The sequence below is a fragment of the Micromonospora sp. NPDC049049 genome, from assembly GCF_040649115.1.
Taxonomy (GTDB): domain Bacteria; phylum Actinomycetota; class Actinomycetes; order Mycobacteriales; family Micromonosporaceae; genus Micromonospora.
The window spans coordinates 16,730-34,982 of sequence record NZ_JBEZEX010000045.1 but is presented as its reverse complement, the minus strand read 5'-3'; the positions used below and the strand labels follow the sequence as shown (position 1 = coordinate 34,982).

The window sequence follows — 18,253 nt, the reverse complement described above, 5'->3', positions numbered from 1 at the left end:
ATCGCGGATCGCGGATCGCGGATCGCGGATCGCGGATCGCGGATCGCGGATCGCGGATCGCGGATCGCGGATCGCGGATCGCGGATCGCGGATCGCGGATCGCGATGAGCTTGATGACTGGGCGACATCATGATGACTCACAGACATCAACCGCTTCCCCGCTATGTCCGCGAGCCGCTCGCCAGGCACCACAACCGCCAGGCACGACGACCGCCGGCAGATCGGTGCCGGCGATAAACGCGTGGAGCCGGCAACTCACCGCGTCTATGGTGGCGCGGTGCTGATCAGACGCGAGACACCCGCCGACGTCGACGCGATTCGCGCGGTGCACTCCGCGGCCTTCGCCAAGGCCGATGGCGGTGACGGCGTACCGGTCGAGGCGACCCTCGTCGACGCGCTGCGCGCCGACGAGGGCTGGCTGCCCGCGTACTCCCTGGTGGCGACCGATTCGGACGGCCAGGTGGTCGGGCACGTGGTGGCCACCCGCGGCCGGGTGGGCGGCGCGCCGGTGGCGTTGGGCCTGGGGCCGCTGGGCGTGTTGCCCGACTGGCAGCGACGCGGTGTTGGCATCGCGCTGATGCACGCGGTCCTTGGCGCCGCGGACGCGCGGGACGAACCGCTGGTGGTCCTGCTCGGGCATCCCGACTACTACCCGCGCTTCGGGTTCCGGCCGGCCGTCGAGCTGGGCGTCACCCCACCGCAGCCGTGGGGGCCGCAGTACTTCATGGCCAGGCCGATGCACGCGTGGCGCGAGTCCATCCGGGGCGAGTTCCGCTACGCCGGCCCGTTCGACGACGTGTGAACCGGCCCGCCATCCGTCGGCGGCGGGCAACCGACCTGGACGGCTGCGTCGCGGCGCTCGCCGAGGTCCACCGGGTCGACGCGTACCCGCTGAACTGGCCCGTCGACCCGCACCGCTGGCTGCGCGAGCCGCACCCGGCGCGGGCCTGGGTCGCCGTCGACGCCGCCGCGGCCGTTGTCGGACACGTCGCTGTGCATCGGATCCCCGGTCAGGTGGACGGGCCGCCCGGCCGGCCGACGGCTGAGGTGGCTCGTCTCTTCGTGGTGCCGAGAGCCCGGGGGTTGGCGCTGGGCAGCGCGCTGCTGGACCGGGCCCGCCAGTCGCCGGGCAAACGCGGGACGGACCTGGTGCTGGAGTTGGCCGCCGACGGCGCTGCGGCCGCCGCTCTGTACGAGCGCGCGGGATGGCGGTGTGTCGGCGCCAGCACGGCTCCATGGACCGCTCCCGACGGCGGCCCGGTGTCGCTGCGCCACTACACGCTGCGGCACCGCGCGTCGGGCTCCGACGTCGCACCCGCCAGCACGGCGAGGCGACGGGCGAGCCGGCCTGCGGCCTCGCGCAGCTCGGGAGGCTCCAGCACCTCCATCTCGTGATCCAGGCGGGCGAGGTGCGCGGCGAGCCAGTCCAGGCTGTCGCCGCCGACGACCAGCACCGACCATCCGTCGCTGTCGTCCTCGACCCGCCCCACCTGTGGTGGGATCACCTCCCGCAACCGCTCCGGTTGGGCGTGCACCCGCACCCGGGCGAGGTATCGGTACGGTGCCCCGGTCACGGCGCGCTGCACGAAGGCGACCGGATCCGGGTGTTCGCGCGCCGGGAAACGCCAGGTCGTCGCGACCGCAGCCCGGATCCGATCCAGCCGGAACGTCCGCCAGTCGGTGCGGTCGACGTCCCAGGCCATCAGATACCAGCGGCGGCCGGTCGTGACCATCCGGATCGGCTCGACCGTCCGCTCCTGCTCACCAGCGCCCCGGCCGGGATAGTGGAATCGGACGCGTACCCCGTCCCGACAGGCGCGGGCGAGTGTCACCAGCAATTCCGCGTCGATCTCGGCGACCGGGCCGATGAGGGTGTCGGTGGCACCGTGCACCGCCCGGACCTCGGCGCGGAGCCGCGATGGCATCACCTGATCGAGCTTCGCGAGTGCCCGCAACGCGGCCTCGCTCGCTCCGGCGACAGTGCCCCCGGCGGCGAGCCGCAGGGACACCGCCGTGGCGATTGCCTCCTCGTCGTCGAGGAGCAGCGGCGGCAGCCGGGTGCCGGCACCGAGTCGGTAGCCGCCGCCGACGCCCGACACCGCGTGCACCGGGTAGCCGAGCGCCCGCAGACGCTGCACGTCGCGGCGCACGCAACGGCCGGTGACCCCCAGCTCCGCGGCCAGTTCGGCAGCCGTCCAGGACAGTCGTCGTTGCAGCAGCGCCAGCAGGCGCAGCACCCGCTCGGTCGTCGCCTCGACGGTCACGCGTCGATCGTTGCACGGATAGCGGAACAACCCTGTCCGCTATCCGCGAGAGGCTTGAATCATGACCGACCAGACCAGGAAGCAGGGATCCGCCGTGATCCGCGACGTCCAGATCACGTTCGACTGCGCCGACCCAGCGAGGTTGGCCATCTTCTGGGCCGAGACGCTCGGCTACCAGGTACAGGCCCCACCCGGAGACTTCGAGTCCTGGGATCAGGCGCTGGAGGCGATGGGTGTGCCGCCGGAGAACCGCAACGACGCGTCAGCGGTGGTCGACCCCGAGGGCTCGCGACCACGGCTGTTCTTTCAGCGGGTGCCGGAGCACAAGCAGGTGAAGAACCGCGTCCACCTCGACGTCCGCGCGGCCCCCGGGCTGGAGGGTGACGAGCGGATGGCGGCCCTGGAGGCCGAGGCCGAACGGCTCGTCTCGCATGGCGCCAAGCGTCTCGATCGGCACGAGCCCACTCCCCCGTTGGGCGCCGGTCATCTCATCATGGCCGACCCGGAGGGCAACGAGTTCTGCCTCGACTGACGGGGCGTCTGCCCAGCTCACTGCCGCACCAGGCCGGCGTCATGCGAACATGTGTACGTGTCGCCCGGCGCCAGCATCCTGCACGCCGACCTGGACGCGTTCTACGCGTCGGTCGAGCAGCGCGACGATCCGCGCCTGCGCGGGCGACCGGTGATCGTCGGTGGTGGTGTGGTGCTCGCGGCCAGCTACGAGGCGAAGGCGCGGGGCGTCCGCAGCGCGATGGGCGGCCAGCAGGCGCGTCGGCTCTGTCCGGACGCGATCGTCGTGCCGCCGCGGATGTCGGCGTACACGGCAGCGAGTCGCGCGGTCTTCGAGATCTTCCGGGAGACCACACCGCTGGTCGAAGGGCTCTCCATCGACGAGGCGTTTCTCGACGTGGGGGGTCTGCGGCGGCTGGTCGGGCCACCGGCCGAGATCGCCGAACGACTACGCCGGGAGGTCCGCGACCGGGTCCACCTGCCGATCACCGTGGGCGTGGCCCGCACGAAGTTCCTGGCCAAGGTGGCCAGCGGCGTGGCGAAACCGGACGGCCTGCTGGTGGTCGCACCGGACGCCGAGCTGGCGTTCCTGCACCCGCTGCCGGTGGAACGGCTCTGGGGCGTCGGCCCGGTCACGGCCGCCAAGCTGCGCGAACGCCGGATCCGTACCGTCGGGGAGGTGGCCCGCCTCGGGGAGGCCGCGCTGGTGTCGCTGCTCGGTGCGGGCGCCGGCCGGCATCTGCATGCGTTGGCGCACAATCGCGACCCCCGGGCGGTGCAGGTGGGGCGGCGGCGCGGTTCGATGGGCGCGCAGCACGCGCTCAGTCGTGCCCCGCACGCCTCCACCGAGCTGGACGCCATCCTCGCCGGCCTGGTCGACCGGGTCAGCCGGCGGATGCGGGCGGCCGGGCGGTCCGGCCGCACCGTGGTGTTGCGGCTGCGCTTCGGCGACTACACCCGGGCGACCCGGGCGCACACGGTGCGTAAGGCGACGGCGGACACGACGCCGCTACTCGCCGCCGCGCGGGCGCTACTGCGCGCGGCGCTGCCCGAGATCGATCGCCGTGGCATCACGTTGATCGGTGTCTCTGTGGGCAACCTCGACGACAACCCTGTCCAGCCTGAGCTGCCATTCCAGCCGGACTCCGGGTCCGATCTGGACGTTGCGGTCGACGCGGTCCGCGACCGGTTCGGATCAGCGGCGCTCACGCGTGCGGTGTTGCTCGGTCGGGAGCCGGGCGTGGAGATGCCGCTTCTGCCGGATTGACCGATAAGCGTGCGGCGTCCGCGGCCGAGCTGCGATCAGAGACACATCACAGCAGGTCGGCGGTTTAGCCGGCGGCTGACGGGTGACCCTTGTGGGGTACAGCCTGATGAGGGGGGCCACCATGTCCGACGACACCAGCAACCGACCGAGTCGCACCGCCGAGCGTCCGCACGACGTGACCGACCCGCTGCTGTGGCAGTTGGCGATCGATGTGTCGAGCGCACACGAGCCGGACGACGAGGGCCAGTGCCGCAACCTCCAGTGCGCCGGGCAGTCCTGGCCGTGCGCGGCCCGCACCGGCGCCGATCACTCGCTGCGACTGGCGCGCGGCGCCTCCGCCTCGGTCGAGGGGACCATTGACGGAACCGACAGCGACGACGTCGACACTGATGGGCGTCGCGAGGCGGCGGTACCGGCCCCCCGCTGGGGCTGGAACGCCGGCCCGGTGGCGACGCACCGAGGGTCGAAGGCGTCCGCTTCGGCGGCATGACCCCGACCTGCGTACCGAACCGCACACGCGGGAACGCTCGGCCGGTGATCCGGCCGAGCGTTCGCAATTGACGTTCGAGCAGGAATTCGTAGATCGATGGTCGCGATGCTTCGAGGCACACGGGGTCGACCCCGGTAGCCCATCCTCAGGAGGAGAGCATGCCGATCCATCGAAGCAACCTCGGCCGCCGCAGCGCCGCCGCCATTCTCGCGACAGTGCTCGCCAGCGCCGGCCTGGCCCTGGCCGCGCCGACCGCCGCGCAGGCCGCCACCACCTGCACCAGCCTGACCTACTACAAGGTCGGTGGTTACCCGGGTGAGATGCACGTGCCGACCGTCGGCTGGCAGGACCGCAACAAGACCTGCTACCTGAAGTACGGCAACTCCAACAGCGCGGTCAAGGTGTTGCAGGAGGCGCTGAACAACTGCTACTCGCAGTCGCTGCGGCTCGACGGTCAGTACGGCACCAACACCCGCAACGCCGTCTTGTACGCACAGCGCGTGATCAACGACACCTGGTCGTGGGCGGACATCGCCGAGGACGGCGAGTACGGCCCGCAGACCCGGGCGTGGATGGGCTTCGCGACCTTCGGGGTCAACGGTGGTCCGGTCATCCCGAACGTCTGCTACTACCCGGGCTGACCGCACGACGGCGCCGGTCGGAATCCCCCGTTGGATTCCGGCCGGCGCCGTCGTGGCGTCTCCGACTTCTCCCCCACCGGAGACTTCCGCCCTCAGCAGACCCGTACGGCCTCGATGCGCAGGTTCCAGGTGCCGCCGATCGCGGCCGAGTCGTACGCCAGGTTCGCTCGATAGCCGTAGGCGTGCTGGTAGCCGAGGAGCCCGGTGGCGTTGGCGTTGTCCCAGAAGGTGGAGACGGTGCCGGAAGCCCGGTTGTTCTTGATCGACTGGGCCTTGTTGCGGAAGTACGAGGGCAGCGTGACGTCGTTACAGCCGTTGTACGGCCCGTCGAGGTAGAACACGTCACCGGTGAAGTTCGTACCGGCGTAGAGGCAGAGCAGGTTCGTGGGGCACGGGTAGTTGGCGGCCTGGGCCGGGCTCGGGGCGACGCCGAGCCCGGCGGTCAGGGCAACCGTGGCAACCAGGGCGGACGTGAGCCTTCGCCGAATATTTCGCACGTGAGTGACCTCCGGGTCTCGTCACGACCGAGGCGGCCGTGAGTCGAGTTGCCGACATCGGATTGATAGATGTCGCTGTGCCTACGATGATCTGCGCGGTAGGTCGACGGATTCCTGCCGGAACCTCAATCCGGTCGCGGTTGCCGGCTTGGCCGACCGGCGGCACGGGGGCGAGCGGCGGTTCATGGAGATTCGGATCCTCGGGCCAGTCGAGGTGTGGACGGACGGCCAGCTGATCGACGCGGGAGCGGCCCGGCAACGCGCCGTCCTCGCCGCGCTGGCGGTCGACGTGGGCCGGCCGGTTCGCGCGGAATCCCTGGTGGATCGGGTCTGGGGTGACTCCCCGCCGCCGCGGGTTCGGCACAACCTGCACGTCTACCTCGCTCGGATCCGCCGGGTCCTGACCGCCGCCGGGGCTTCGGACGCGCTGGTCCGCCGCTCCGGTGGGTACCTGCTGGACCTGCCGCCGGAGACCGTCGACGGCCAGCACTTCGACGTGCTGCGACAGCGGGCCGACGAACTGGCCGACGACGACCCGGAGCGGGCGGAGCTGCTGCGCCGGGCGCTGGCTCTGTGGCGTGGCGAGCCGCTGGCCGGCGTGCCCGGCGAGTGGGCGGCCCGGATCCGACAGGACTGGCACCGTCGGCACATCGACACCGTCGTGCAGTGGGCCCGCGGCCCGCTTCGCCAAGGTGATCCGGATGCCGTGATCGACCCGTTGACCCGGCTCGCCGACGACCACCCGCTCGACGAACCGGTCGCCGCCGCGTTGTTGCGCGCGCTGGCCGCCGCCGGACGGGGCGCACAGGCCCTGGCGTACTACGCCCGCTTACGGGAACGGTTGGCCGATGCGCTCGGTGCGGACCCGAGCGCGGAACTTCGCCAGGTGCACCAGGCCATCCTGCGCGGTGAGGTCACCGTGCCGGCGCCCCGCGCCGAACCCGCTCCGACACCGGGCGCGGCCGGTCCCATCGCGCGGCCGACCCCAGCCCACCCGGTCCCGGCGCAGTTGCCGTCGGACGTCCGGGGCTTCGCGGGACGGGAGGCGGAGCTGGTTCGACTGAGCGCCCTGCGGGCGAATGCCGAGGCGCATCCCGGCGCCGTGCCGGTGGCGGTGCTCTCCGGATTGGCCGGGGTGGGCAAGACGGCGCTGGCCGTGCACTGGGCCCACCGGGTGGTCGAGAGTTTCCCCGACGGGCAGCTCTACGCCAACCTTGAGGGCTACAGCCACAGTGGTGTGGTGCGCAGTGCGGAGCAGGTGGTGCGCGGCTTTCTCGCGGCGCTCGGTGTGTCGCCCCGGGAACTGCCGTTCGACCCGCAGGAGCAGACGGCGCTCTATCGGAGCCTGCTGGCCGGTCGACGGATGCTGGTGTTGCTGGACAACGCCCGGGACGCCGCGCAGGTCCGGCCGCTGCTACCCGGGTCCGCCCACTGCCTGGTGCTGGTGACGAGCCGGGACCGGCTGACCGGCCTGGTGGCCACCGAGGGCGCCGAGCCGTTGGTGCTGGATCTGCTCACCGCGGGGGACGCGGCGGCTCTGCTGCACGCGCGGATCGGGGTGCGGGCCGAGAGGGAACGAGCTGCCATCGGCGAGTTGGTCGGGCTCTGTGACCGGCTGCCGTTGGCGCTGGTCGTGGTGGCGGCCCGGGCGGTGGTCCGGCCACAGCTCTCCCTGGCCGAGCTGGGCGCGCAGTTGCGCACCGACGGGGGTCTGGACGGGTTGGACGCCGGCGACCCCGCCAGCAGCGTGCGCACGGCACTGTCCTGGTCGTACCGCCTGCTGACCGACCCGACGGCCCGGCTGTTCCGGCTGGTCGGCGGCAGCACGGACCTGACAATCAGTACGGCGGCCGGGGCCAGCCTCGCCGGCGTCGAGCGCCGCCAGGTCCGGGCGGCGTTCGCCGAACTCGCCGACGCGCACCTGGTGCTGGAGCGTGGTCCGGACCGGTACGGGATGCACGACCTGCTGCGGGCCTTCGCGGCCGAGCTTTCCGGCGAGCAGGACCGGACCGGCGACCGGGCTGAGGCGCGGGGTCGGCTCTTGGACCACTACCTGCACAGCGCGCACGCTGCTGCCGTGCTGCTGCACCCACACTGGGACCCGATCGCGCTGCCGCCAGCTGTTACCGGGGTCCGGCCGGAGAAGATCAGCGATCACGACGAGGCGGCGGCGTGGTTCACCCGGGAGCGGGAGGTGCTGATCGCACTGGTCGAGCGGTGCGCGGCCGGCGGGTTCGAACGGCACGCCTGGCAACTGGCCTGGAGTTTGACCATCTTTCTGGACCGGCAGGGCGGCTGGCACGACCAACTGGCGGTGCAGCGTACGGCGCTGGTCGCCGCACGGTGCGGTGGCGACTCGGCCGGGCAGGCGCACGCGCACCGCAGTCTGGCCCGGGCCCAGGCCCGGCTGGGCCAGCTCGACGAGGCACCCGGTCAGCTTCAGCGGGCACTGGAGCTCTTCCGGGCCCTCGACGACCCGGCCAACCAGGGGCACACCTGCCTGGACCTGGCCGAAATGGCCGACCGGCAGGGCCGGCGCGCAGAGGTGGTCCAGCATGCGGAGGCGGCGCTGACGTTGTACCGCACCGCCGGACACCGGTACGGGCAGGCGATGGCGTTGAACGCGATCGGTTGGTACCGCGCCCAACTGGGTGAGCACGATGCCGCGATCGAGGCGTGTCGGCAGGGCCTGGCGCTGTTGCGGGAGTTCGACGACCGCCAGGGTGAGGCCCCGACCTGGGACACTCTCGGGTACGCGCAGCACCGCGCGGGGCGACCGGCGGAGGCGGTCGGCTCGTACCGGCACGCGGTGGAGCTGTACCGGGAGTTCCGGGACCGGTACTACGAGGCGGACACGCTCGGGCACCTGGCCGAGGCGCAGGCCGAGGCCGGCGATCCGGCCGGGGCGGCCCGGAGCTGGCGGGCGGCGTTGCGCCTCCTCGACGACCTCGGGCACCCGGACGCGGAGCGCATCCGTCGTCGGCTCACGGACGCCGACCGGCCGTGACCGGCCGGCGGGCCCGCTGCTCGGGCGGGCCGCCGGCCGGGGGTATTCCCGTTACAGGGTGCGCGCCAGCCGATCGGCGAGCGTCCGGGTGAAGCGGGCCGGGTCGGTCAGCTCACCGCCCTCGGCGAGCACCGCCAGGCCGTAGAGCAGCTCGGCGGTCTCGGTCAGAGCGGCGGTGTCGCTGCCCTGCTCGTGGGCCTTGCGCAGCCCGGACACCAGCGGGTGACCGGGGTTGATCTCCAGGATCCGCTTGGTGGTGGGGATCTCGTGCCCCATCGCCCGGTACATCTTCTCCAGGGTCGGGGTGAGGTCGTGGGCGTCGCCGACGACGCAGGCCGGTGAGGTGGTCAGCCGCGACGACAGGCGGACCTCCCGGACGCTGTCGGTGAGGGTGGTCCCCAGCCAGTCGAGCAGCCCGGCGAACTCCTGTCGCTGCTGCTCGCGCTCGGCCTCGGCCTGCTGCTTCTCCTCGTCGGTGTCCAGGTCGATCTCGCCCTTGGCGATCGAGCGCAGTGGGCGACCGTCGTACGTGCCGACCCGCTCGACCCACACCTCGTCCACCTGGTCGGTGAGGAGCAGCACCTCGTGCCCCTTGGCCCGGAACGCCTCCAGGTGCGGAGAGTTCTCGATGGCGGCCCGGGACTCGCCGGTGGCGTACCAGATGTCGGTCTGGCCGTCCTTCATCCGCGACACGTAGCCGGCCAGGTCGGTGGGCTCGTCCGGGTCGTTTGTGGAGTTCACCGACAGGATGTCCAGCAGGGTGTCCCGGTTGTCGGTGTCGTCGATCAGCCCTTCCTTGACCACGGCGCCGAACTCGGCCCAGAAGGTGCGGTAGCGCTCGGCGTGGTTGGCCTTGAGGTCCTTGACCGTGGCGAGGACCTTCTTGACCAGCCGGCGGCGGACGATCTGGATCTGCCGGTCCTGCTGGAGGATCTCCCGGGAGATGTTCAGCGACAGGTCGTGCGCGTCGACCACGCCCTTGACGAAGCGAAGGTAGGTCGGGACCAGCGCCTCGCAGTCGTCCATGATGAAGACGCGCTTGACGTAGAGCTGGACGCCCCGGCGGCCCTGCGGGGAGAACAGGTCCAGTGGGGCGTGGCTGGGCAGGAAGAGCAGCGCCTCGTACTCGAAGGTGCCCTCGCCCTTCATGTGCACGACCTCGAGCGGGTCGGCCCAGTCGTGGCTGACGTGCTTGTAGAACTCGTTGTACTCGGCGGCGTCGACCTCGTCGCGGGGCCGCGCCCAGAGGGCCTTCATCGAGTTGAGGGTCTGCACCTCGCTGGTGGCGGGCTCACCCTCGGCGCCGGGGCGCTCGACTGTCATTCGGATCGGCCAGGCGATGAAGTCGGAGTAGCGCTTGACGATCTCGCGGACGGTCCACTCGGCGGTGTAGTCGTGCAGGTTGTCCTCGGTGTCGGCCGGCTTGAGGTGCAGCGTCACAGTGGTGCCCTGCGGCGCCTCGTCGACCGCCTCGATCGAGTAGGTGCCCTCACCGGTGGACTCCCAGCGGGTGCCGCCGGTCTCGCCGGCCTTGCGGGTCAGCAGGGTGACCCGGTCGGCGACCATGAACGCGGCGTAGAAACCGACGCCGAACTGCCCGATGAGGTCCTGCTTGGCGTGGGCGTCGGCGGACTCGCGCAGTTGGCGCAGCAGCTCGGCGGTGCCCGACTTGGCGATCGTGCCGATCAGCGTGACGACCTCGTCGCGGGTCATCCCGATGCCGTTGTCGCGCACGGTGAGGGTGCGGGCGTCGCGGTCGATCTCCAGGGCGACGTGCAGGTCGTCGGTGTCGGCGACGAGGTCCTTGTCGACGAGGGTGGCAAGCCGGAGCTTGTCCAGGGCGTCGGACGCGTTCGAGATGAGTTCCCGCAGGAAGACGTCCTTGTTCGAATAGATCGAATGGACCACCAACTGGAGGAGCTGACGCGCCTCGGCCTGGAACTCCAACGTTTCGGCCTGGTTGCTCACACCGTCTCCCATCTCGGCTCGTACGGAGGTTCGCGGAAAGGATACGAGTCGTCACGGGTTGGGGTGTGGGCGCGTCCGGGTCGTATTCCCGATCCCGTCGACCACCGCCGTGACATAGCTGACTTTGCTTAACAGAAGTCAGGCCGGATAGCGTGACGGCCATGAAGATCGCTGGAAGCACCGCCCTCGTCACCGGCGCCAACCGTGGCCTCGGCCGACACCTGGCCGCCGAACTCCTCACCCGGGGCGCCACCGTCTACGCCGGCGCCCGCAACCCCGACAGCGTCGACCTGCCCGGCGTGACGCCGGTCCGCCTCGACATCACCGACCCCGCCTCGGTGGCCGCCGCCGCCGAGCTGGCCGGCGGCGTGAACCTGCTGATCAACAACGCGGGCATCGACACCCGGACCGACCTGCTCGACGGCGACCTGGACCTCGTCCGGTTGGAGTTGGAGACCCACTACATCGGCACCCTGTCGACGATCCGGGCGTTCGCGCCGGTCATCGCCGGCAACGGCGGCGGAACCATCCTCAACGTGCTCTCCGTCCTGTCCTGGGTGAATTTTCCCCTGCACGGGTCGTACGGTGCCGCCAAGTCCGCCGAGTGGGCGATGACGAACGCGCTGCGCCTCCAGCTCGCCGAGCGGGACGTCCGCGTCGCCGGCCTGCACGTCGGATACCTGGACACCGACATGGCCGCGACCATCACCGGCCCCAAGTCTGACCCCGCCTCGATCGCCCGGCTCGCGGTCGACGGCATCGAGGCCGACGCCTACGAGATCGTGGCCGACGACGTCAGCCGGCGGGTGCAGGCCGGGTTCCCCGGCGGCGTCGCCGCGCTCTACCCACAGCTCCCCTGACCCACGACGTGACGGGCCGCCGCCGGACACTGCCGGCGGCGGCCCTTCTCGGGGTACGCGGTCAGCTCGCCACCAGCGTCACGTCGTCGATCACGAAGCTGGTCTGCAACGACGAGTCCTCGGTGCCGGTGAAGCGCAGCGTCACCGTCTGCCCGGCGAACCCGGCCACCGAGAAGCTGCGCTGGACGTAGCCGGACGCCCTGTTCAGATTCGAGTACGTCGCCAGCGTGGTCGACCCCACCTGCACGGTGAGCCGGTCGTACACCGTTGAGCTGGTGGTCTCGGCCGTGTCGATGTGCAGCCAGAAGGACAGCGTGTAGCTGGCGCACCCGGCCGGCAGCGTCACCGACTGCGTCAGGCTCTCGGTGCCGCTGCTGCCGTTGCCGTTGAGCCACGCCTTGTACGACCCGGTCCGGGCCGGCTGGGCACTGGCAGTGGTGATCACGCCGGAGGACGCGGTCCACGTCGTGTTGCCGCTCTCGAAGCCGCCGTTGCCGACCACCTGGCCGCCGGTGCAGGACGGAGTGCCGCCGCCCACGGCGAGCTGCCACAGCGCGTACGCGACCCCGTCGGCCGCGCGGTTCAGCACCGTGGCGCTGACGTTGGCGGTGGTGTCGCAGGACCGGTGGTAGCACGGGTCGTACGCGGAGTTGGCGGTGCCGCCCCACTTGGCCGCCTGGGAGCTGGTCTTGCGGGCGCTGGCCCCGGCGGCGTAACCCGAGGTGGGGATGCCGGCCTGCTGGAAGTAGTAGTCGTCGGAGCGGCCCTGACCCTCGACGTTCTCCTCCGGTTGCAGGCCCAACGAGTCCCAGTACGCCTTCAGCGGCGCCGCAGTGGTCGAGGTGACCCGGTTGATGAAGTAGCCGCCGTTTGTCGAGCCGACCATGTCGAAGTTGTAGTAACCCTTGATGTAACCGCGCTGGGTGGTGTTGAGCGAGTTGACGTAGAACCGGGAGCCGTTGAGCCCCTGCTCCTCGTCGGTCCACCAGGCGAACCGCACCTTCTTCGTCATCGTCGGGTTCTGCGCGGCCAGGACCAGTGCGTTCTCCAGCAGGGTCGACGAGCCGGTGGCGTTGTCGTTGATGCCCGGACCGGCCGAGACGCCGTCCAGGTGCGCGCCGAACATGACCACCTGGTCGGTCGGGCCGCCGGGCCACTCGGCGATCAGGTTGTTCGAGGGGTACGTGCAGCTGGAGCAGTACTGCTCGCTGACGGTGTAGCCGGCCGACTGGAGCCTGGTCTTGACGTAGTTGAGCGAGGCGGTGTAGCCGGCCGAGCCAGCCCGTCGGTTGCCACCGTTGCTGGTCGCGATGCTGTTGAACTGGGTCAGGTGCGCCTGGACGTTGGTGACGGAGATGTCCGGTGCGGCCAACGCGGCGGCGGTCGCGGCGATCGGCCGGGCCTCCGTCATCGTGGTCATGGGCGACGCGGCTACCGGCTGGGCAGCCAGCGTCACCGTCATTCCGGCGAACACGGCAAGCGCGATTCCCGCGCTCAGCGTTCTGCCTCTCATGGGGGCTCCTCGGGGTTGGAGAGATACCCGAGACACTGACAGATCTCTATTTCTTGAGCATCGGTCGTTCGTCCCGAACCGCCGCCGGTTCGACGGTGGGTACCGGCGTCGGCACAGGTGAGTAGAGGTGTCAGGATGGGTAGGTAACGCGGCAGGGGTCGTTGGGCCCGGAACGGGGGCTTGCGATGGGGTCGGATCGAGCGTGACGCGACCCAGCACTGACCTGTTCCTCGGCGGCGGCGACACCGGGCGGCTGATGGCCCGACTGGACTGGGCCGACACCCCGCTGGGCCCGGTCGGCGGCTGGCCGCAGAGCCTGCGCGCCGCCGTCCGGATGGTGCTCTCCTCCCGGTACCCCATGCTGCTGCTCTGGGGCGAGAGCTACTCCCAGCTCTACAACGACGCGTACTCGGCGCTGATCGGCGACAAGCACCCCGCCGCGCTCGGCGACGACGTACGGGTGACGCTGGCCGAGGGCTGGCCCGTGCTCGCCCCGCTGATCGAGGAGGCCATGGCGACCGGGGTGGCCAGCTGGGTCCCCGCGCTGCAACTACTGCTGGAGCGGGCCGGCTACCGCGAGGAGGCGTACTTCAGCGTCTCGCACGCCCCGGCCCGCGACGACGACGGCCGCACCGTCGGCGTCCTGACCGTGTGCAGCGAGGTCACCCAGCAGGTGGTTGGCGAACGCCGGCTCCGTCTCCTGCGTGATCTGTCAGTGCTCGGCGACGGGCGCACCGTCGACGTGGATGCCACCGCCGCCCGGCTGATCGACGTGATCGACGGTCACCCCCTGGACGTGCCGTTCGCCGCCATCTACCTGCGCGACGGCACGGCGCTGCGCCGGGTCGCCTGCACCGGCGGCGATCACCGGCACGCTCGGGCCCTGCCGGACGCCGTCGAGCTGACCGACCCGGGTCCGCCCGCGTACGCCTGGGGGCTGCCGGACGCCGCCGAGGGCCGGGCTACCCCGGTGACCGACGTCGCCGACCGGCTGCCGCTGCCCGCCGGCCCGTGGAACGACCCGGTCCGCACCGCGCTGGCGCTGCCGCTGCCCTCCGCCGACGAGGATCAGCCGCTCGGCGTCCTGCTCGCCGGGGTCAGCCCCAGCCGAGGGCTCGACGAGGCGTACCACTCCTTCCACCAACTGCTCGCCCAGCAGATCTCCGTGGCGTTGCGAAACGCCCGCGAGTACGAGGAGGAGCGGCGCCGGGTCGAGGCGATGGCGGAACTGGACCGGGTCAAGACCGACTTCTTCGCCAACGTCAGCCACGAGTTCCGTACCCCGTTGACCCTCATCCTCGGCCCGCTGACCGACGCCCTCACCGACGCCACCGCGCCGTTGGCGGCGGTGCAGCGGGAGCGGGTGGAGACCGCCTGGCGTAACGCCACCCGACTGTTGACGCTGGTCAACAGCCTGCTCACCTTCTCCAGCCTGGAGGCCGGGCGGGCGCGCAGCGACGCCCGGATGGTGGATCTGGCCGCGCTGACCGCCGAACTCGCCGGGGTGTTCCGGGCCGCCGTCGAGCGGGCCGGGCTGACCCTCGAGGTGAGCTGCCCGCCGCTGCCCCGACCGGTCGCGGTCGACCCGGTCAACTGGGAACGCATCGTCACGAACCTGCTCTCCAACGCGCTGAAGTACACGTTCATCGGCCGTATCCGGGTCACCCTGGACACCGACGACGAGGAGGTACGCCTCACCGTCGCGGACACCGGCATCGGCATCGCGGAACGGGACCTGCCGAAACTCTTCGAACGCTTCCACCGGGTGCGGGGCGCCCGCTCGCGCAGTCATGAGGGCACCGGCATCGGCCTGGCCCTGGTGCACGAGTTGGCCCGGCTGGAGGGCGGCGACGTACGCGTGACCAGCCAGGTGGGCGTCGGCAGCAGGTTCACCGTGACGCTGCCCTGGTCGGCGGCGCACCGCACCGCGATCACCGGGCCGGCGGTGGACGGGCGGGGTGACGCGGCCCGCGCCGCGGTCGAAGAGGCGATCGGCTGGCTCACCGAACCGGACGACGCGCCGACCGAGCCCGATCCCACGTCCGGGGCGGCCACCGACGAGCTGGCCGGGGCCCGGATCCTGCTCGCCGACGACAACGCCGACATGCGGGCGTACCTCACCCGGCTGCTCACCGGGCAGGGCTGGCGGGTGCGGGCCGTCACGGACGGCCGGCAGGCCCTCGACGAGATTCACCGTGATCTGCCCGACCTGGTCCTGACCGACGTGATGATGCCGGTGTTGGACGGCTTCGACCTGGTGCGCCGACTACGCGCCGACCCGACGACCCGGGCGCTGCCGGTGCTGGTGCTCTCCGCCCGTGCGGGTGGGGAGGCCAGCGTGGAGGGCCTGAGCCTGGGTGCCGACGACTACGTGGTCAAACCGTTCGCCGCGGCCGAGTTGATCGCCCGGATCAGGGCCAGCATCCGCCGGGCCCGCGACCGTACCCCTGCCGTGGCCGTCGTCGGCGACCCGCCGACGGTCGCTGCCGCAGCTCCCCCGGCCCGAACCGCCCCGGTCGGTCCCGCCACGCCGAGCCCGACGGTCGACCCCGTCCGCGACGCGGTCGTCATCGAGCCGGCGCCGGCCGAGCCGGACGGGCTGGGCGACCTCCTGGACGTCGGGTGGACGCTCCCGTCCGCGCCGACCTCGGCCGCCGCGATGCGTCGGGACGTCCGGGGCGCGCTGGTCGAGCTGGACGTCGACCCGGATGTGCTGGAAGATCTCCTGCTCGCCGCCTCCGAGGCCATGAACAACGCCGTCGAGCACGCACAGCGACCCAGCCGTCCAGAGGTACGGGTGCGCGTCCAGGTGGGTGGCGGTCTGATCCGGATCTCGATTCGGGACTTCGGTACCTGGCGGGACCGCCGGCCGGCGATGGACCGGGGACGCGGCGCGCTGCTGATGAACGCCTACGGTGACGTGCGGCTGGTCTCCACCGCCGAGGGGACGACGGTGACCATCGAGCGTCGGCTGGCCTGAGCGGCAGCAGCGCGTCAGAGTCGGCGGCCGCTGGCGTCGTGGGCGACGATGCCGTCCAGCCGCTCCCCCGGACTGAGCTGCGCCGGGTCGAACCAGAAGATCATCACCTGCTTGTCGGCGCTCCATGGCACCACGCGGGCGTCGACCTGCCGATCGTCGACAGTGCCGATGATCCGCTTGGCGGGGCCGACGAAGTAGCCGAAGGTGGGCACCGGCGCGTCAGCGCCCTCGTCGTAGCCGATCTGGTGGAACCCGGCGCTGCGGTCACTGCCGCGGACGTCGTTGACCAGGATGTCCGTGCTCAGCGAGCCGTCCGGAGCCCGGCGACCGGCGGCCAGACCGATCGACACCTTGGGTTCGCCGGGCACGGACACCGGCACGAAGTAGTAGACCCGCCGGTCGGTGCCGTGCCGCACCTGGGAGTCCACGATCTGGCCCAACGGCTTCGGCTGCGGCACGTCGCGGCCCACCGTCGGCGGCGGCGTGGAGCCCGGCGACTTCTCCGCCCGCGGCGAGACACCGACCGACGGTGGAGCGACGGCGACCGGCTGCGGGCGCTCGGTCGGCGCCGGATCGCCCGGCCCGGACGCGCCGACAGCCACCACGACGACCACGGCGGCCAGGCCGGTCGCGAGCGTCACCGCCCCGGCTCCGGCCACGCGTCGACGGGTACGCAGCCGACGTCCCTCGCGCATCACGGTGGCCAGATCGAGCACGACGTCGGGGCGCTCGGTCGCCCGCATGGCGTCGCGGAGCCGTTCCAGCTCGCTCATCGGCGCGCCCTCTCGTCGGCCGTGCGGGGCGCGGCGGTGCGCAACTTCTCCAAGGCTCGCGAGCTGGTGCTCTTGACCGTGCCGACGGATACGGAGAGTTCCCGGGCCACCTGCGCCTCGGGCAGGTCGAAGTAGTAGCGCAGGACGACGATGGCGCGCTCCCGCGGGCTGAGCGCGCCGAGGATGGTGATCAACCAGCGCCGGGTGGCCACGTCGTCTGCCACGTCGTCTGCCACGTCGCCACGCCGTTGCTCCGGCACCTCGTCGGTCGGGTACTCCCGCATCGGCCGTCGCCACCCGTCGACCAGATGGTTGACCAGCGTGCGGCGGGCGTACCCGTAGGCGTCGTCGTCGTGGATGCGCGACCACGACGCGTAGGTGCGCACCAGCGCGGTCTGCGCGGCGTCCTCGGCCTGGTGGTGGTCACCGGTCATCAGGAACGCGGCGTGCACCAGTCGCGCGGAAGCCGCTCGCGCGAACTCGACGAAGTCGGCGTCACCCCGCGCCACCGCGAACCCTCCCCGTGCCACAGAGCTAGAGACGGGCGAGGTCGGCAAAAGGTTGAGCGCTGGGTCACATCAACTTTTCGCCACTGTCACCCGTCTTCTCCTCCGCGCCGCCGCCGAGCGACGCGCGAGGGGAGAGACATGTCGACGAAGGTTACCCGCCGCTGGGGTCCCGCCTCGATGGCGTCACTGCTGGTGGTGGCGCTGCTCACCGGGTGCGGCCTGCCCGCCGCCGGGCAACCCGCCACCGACCCGGTCACCGCCGGGCCGCCGCCCGGTGGACCGGCGACATCCGTCGTGCGGCCGACCGTGGCCGCCGAGGTCCGACCCGGTTCCGCCCCCGTCATCCCGGTCAGCTACCCCGCCACCGGCGGTAATCGTTGGTCGGTGGCGCCCGGCGAGACGGCCCCCGGACGCGCGACGGCCGGCAGCTTGCTGCGCTACCGGGTCGCCGTGGAGCGCGATATCCGGGGCCTGCCGGCCACGGACGTCGCCACGGCGGTCACCGCGACGTTGAACGACCCACGCGGGTGGACGGCCGGTGGGGCGTGGCGGTTGCGCCGGGTCGGTGCCGGCGATCCGACCGACTTCACCATCTACCTGGCGACCCCCGGCACCCGCGACACCCTCTGCCAGGACGTGCCGGACGCCTACACCTCCTGCCGCAACGGTGGCCGGGTGGTGCTCAACGTGGCGCGCTGGGTCAAGGGGGTGCCGGGTTACGGCGCGACACTGGAGACCTACCGGCAGTACATGGTCAACCACGAGGTGGGGCATAAACTCGGGCACGGCCACGAACGGTGCCCCGGGCGGGGCCGGCCAGCGCCGGTGATGCAGCAGCAGACGCTGGGCCTGCACGGCTGCACCGCGAACGCCTGGCCGTACCCGAAGGGAAAGGGCCGCTACAGCGGGCCGGTCGGGGCCTACGACGACGCGGTCCCCCGGCGTGAGGGCGCCTACTCGGCATCATGAGGACG

The 18,253-nt window shown here is 71.7% G+C and carries 15 protein-coding genes and 1 pseudogene; 10 read left to right on the top strand and 6 right to left on the bottom strand.

What is annotated here, in order from left to right; genetic code table 11:
- The first annotated feature begins 277 nt into the window (after window positions 1–277).
- Together AB0B68_RS29960 and AB0B68_RS29955 are read left to right on the top strand one after the other, a co-directional pair.
- On the top strand, window positions 278–802 hold the full coding sequence (locus tag AB0B68_RS29960; RefSeq protein ID WP_357264227.1) for an N-acetyltransferase: 525 nt from the start codon (window positions 278–280) through the stop codon (window positions 800–802).
- Window positions 706–1,200 (top strand): annotated as a pseudogene (locus AB0B68_RS29955) (GNAT family N-acetyltransferase); the annotation flags it as partial. The gene AB0B68_RS29960 and the pseudogene AB0B68_RS29955, both read left to right, overlap by 97 nt.
- 74 nt (window positions 1,201–1,274) lie before the next feature.
- Here AB0B68_RS29955 and AB0B68_RS29950 read toward each other — a convergent pair.
- Window positions 1,275–2,264, bottom strand: coding sequence for a YafY family protein (locus AB0B68_RS29950; protein WP_357264224.1), 990 nt, complete (start codon window positions 2,262–2,264; stop codon window positions 1,275–1,277).
- 61 nt (window positions 2,265–2,325) lie between these two features.
- Here AB0B68_RS29950 and AB0B68_RS29945 point away from each other — a divergent pair, with 61 nt between their 5' ends.
- From AB0B68_RS29945 to AB0B68_RS29930, 4 genes are all read left to right on the top strand, one after another.
- A complete protein-coding gene (locus AB0B68_RS29945) occupies window positions 2,326–2,796 on the top strand; it encodes a VOC family protein (RefSeq protein WP_357203743.1) in 471 nt (156 codons plus the stop codon).
- A gap of 57 nt (window positions 2,797–2,853) precedes the next feature.
- On the top strand, window positions 2,854–4,041 hold the full coding sequence (gene dinB / locus AB0B68_RS29940; RefSeq protein ID WP_357203745.1) for a DNA polymerase IV: 1,188 nt from the start codon (window positions 2,854–2,856) through the stop codon (window positions 4,039–4,041).
- Window positions 4,042–4,162: 121 nt separating this feature from the next.
- Window positions 4,163–4,531 carry a hypothetical protein gene (locus AB0B68_RS29935; RefSeq protein WP_357264221.1) on the top strand — a complete coding sequence of 123 codons (369 nt, stop codon included), beginning with the start codon at window positions 4,163–4,165 and terminating at the stop codon, window positions 4,529–4,531.
- A 158-nt stretch (window positions 4,532–4,689) separates the two neighbouring features.
- Complete coding sequence (locus tag AB0B68_RS29930; protein ID WP_357203749.1) at window positions 4,690–5,172, top strand: peptidoglycan-binding domain-containing protein; 483 nt, start codon at window positions 4,690–4,692, stop codon at window positions 5,170–5,172.
- A 92-nt stretch (window positions 5,173–5,264) separates the two neighbouring features.
- Here AB0B68_RS29930 and AB0B68_RS29925 read toward each other — a convergent pair whose 3' ends face one another.
- The gene (locus AB0B68_RS29925) at window positions 5,265–5,669 is read right to left on the bottom strand and encodes a peptidase inhibitor family I36 protein (RefSeq protein WP_357203751.1); all 405 of its coding nucleotides are present in this window, start codon (window positions 5,667–5,669) and stop codon (window positions 5,265–5,267) included.
- 184 nt (window positions 5,670–5,853) lie between these two features.
- On the opposite strand from AB0B68_RS29925, the gene AB0B68_RS29920 reads away from it, so the two are divergent.
- Window positions 5,854–8,676 carry a BTAD domain-containing putative transcriptional regulator gene (locus AB0B68_RS29920; protein WP_357264218.1) on the top strand — a complete coding sequence of 941 codons (2,823 nt, stop codon included), beginning with the start codon at window positions 5,854–5,856 and terminating at the stop codon, window positions 8,674–8,676.
- A gap of 51 nt (window positions 8,677–8,727) precedes the next feature.
- On the opposite strand, the gene htpG is transcribed toward AB0B68_RS29920, so the two are convergent.
- A complete protein-coding gene (gene htpG / locus AB0B68_RS29915) occupies window positions 8,728–10,656 on the bottom strand; it encodes a molecular chaperone HtpG (RefSeq protein WP_357203755.1) in 1,929 nt (642 codons plus the stop codon).
- 149 nt (window positions 10,657–10,805) lie between these two features.
- Between htpG and AB0B68_RS29910 the strand changes: the two genes are divergently transcribed.
- Window positions 10,806–11,504 (top strand): SDR family oxidoreductase, encoded by a 699-nt coding sequence (locus AB0B68_RS29910; protein ID WP_357203757.1) that lies wholly within the window; start codon window positions 10,806–10,808, stop codon window positions 11,502–11,504.
- A gap of 61 nt (window positions 11,505–11,565) precedes the next feature.
- Here the strand turns inward: AB0B68_RS29910 and AB0B68_RS29905 are convergent, their stop codons facing one another.
- Window positions 11,566–13,017, bottom strand: coding sequence for a M28 family peptidase (locus AB0B68_RS29905; RefSeq protein ID WP_357264215.1), 1,452 nt, complete (start codon window positions 13,015–13,017; stop codon window positions 11,566–11,568).
- 202 nt (window positions 13,018–13,219) lie between these two features.
- Between AB0B68_RS29905 and AB0B68_RS29900 the strand changes: the two genes are divergently transcribed.
- A complete protein-coding gene (locus AB0B68_RS29900) occupies window positions 13,220–15,997 on the top strand; it encodes an ATP-binding protein (RefSeq protein ID WP_357203986.1) in 2,778 nt (925 codons plus the stop codon).
- Between the two features lie 14 nt (window positions 15,998–16,011).
- On the opposite strand, the gene AB0B68_RS29895 is transcribed toward AB0B68_RS29900, so the two are convergent.
- Window positions 16,012–16,770: a hypothetical protein gene (locus AB0B68_RS29895; protein ID WP_357264212.1), complete on the bottom strand. Its 759-nt coding sequence runs from the start codon at window positions 16,768–16,770 to the stop codon at window positions 16,012–16,014.
- The gene (locus AB0B68_RS29890; RefSeq protein WP_355009102.1) at window positions 16,767–17,279 is read right to left on the bottom strand and encodes a SigE family RNA polymerase sigma factor; all 513 of its coding nucleotides are present in this window, start codon (window positions 17,277–17,279) and stop codon (window positions 16,767–16,769) included. The genes AB0B68_RS29895 and AB0B68_RS29890 overlap by 4 nt, the downstream gene beginning before the upstream one ends.
- Window positions 17,280–17,417: 138 nt before the next feature.
- Between AB0B68_RS29890 and AB0B68_RS29885 the strand changes: the two genes are divergently transcribed.
- Window positions 17,418–18,248, top strand: coding sequence for a DUF3152 domain-containing protein (locus AB0B68_RS29885; protein ID WP_357203990.1), 831 nt, complete (start codon window positions 17,418–17,420; stop codon window positions 18,246–18,248).
- Window positions 18,249–18,253 lie beyond the last annotated feature (5 nt).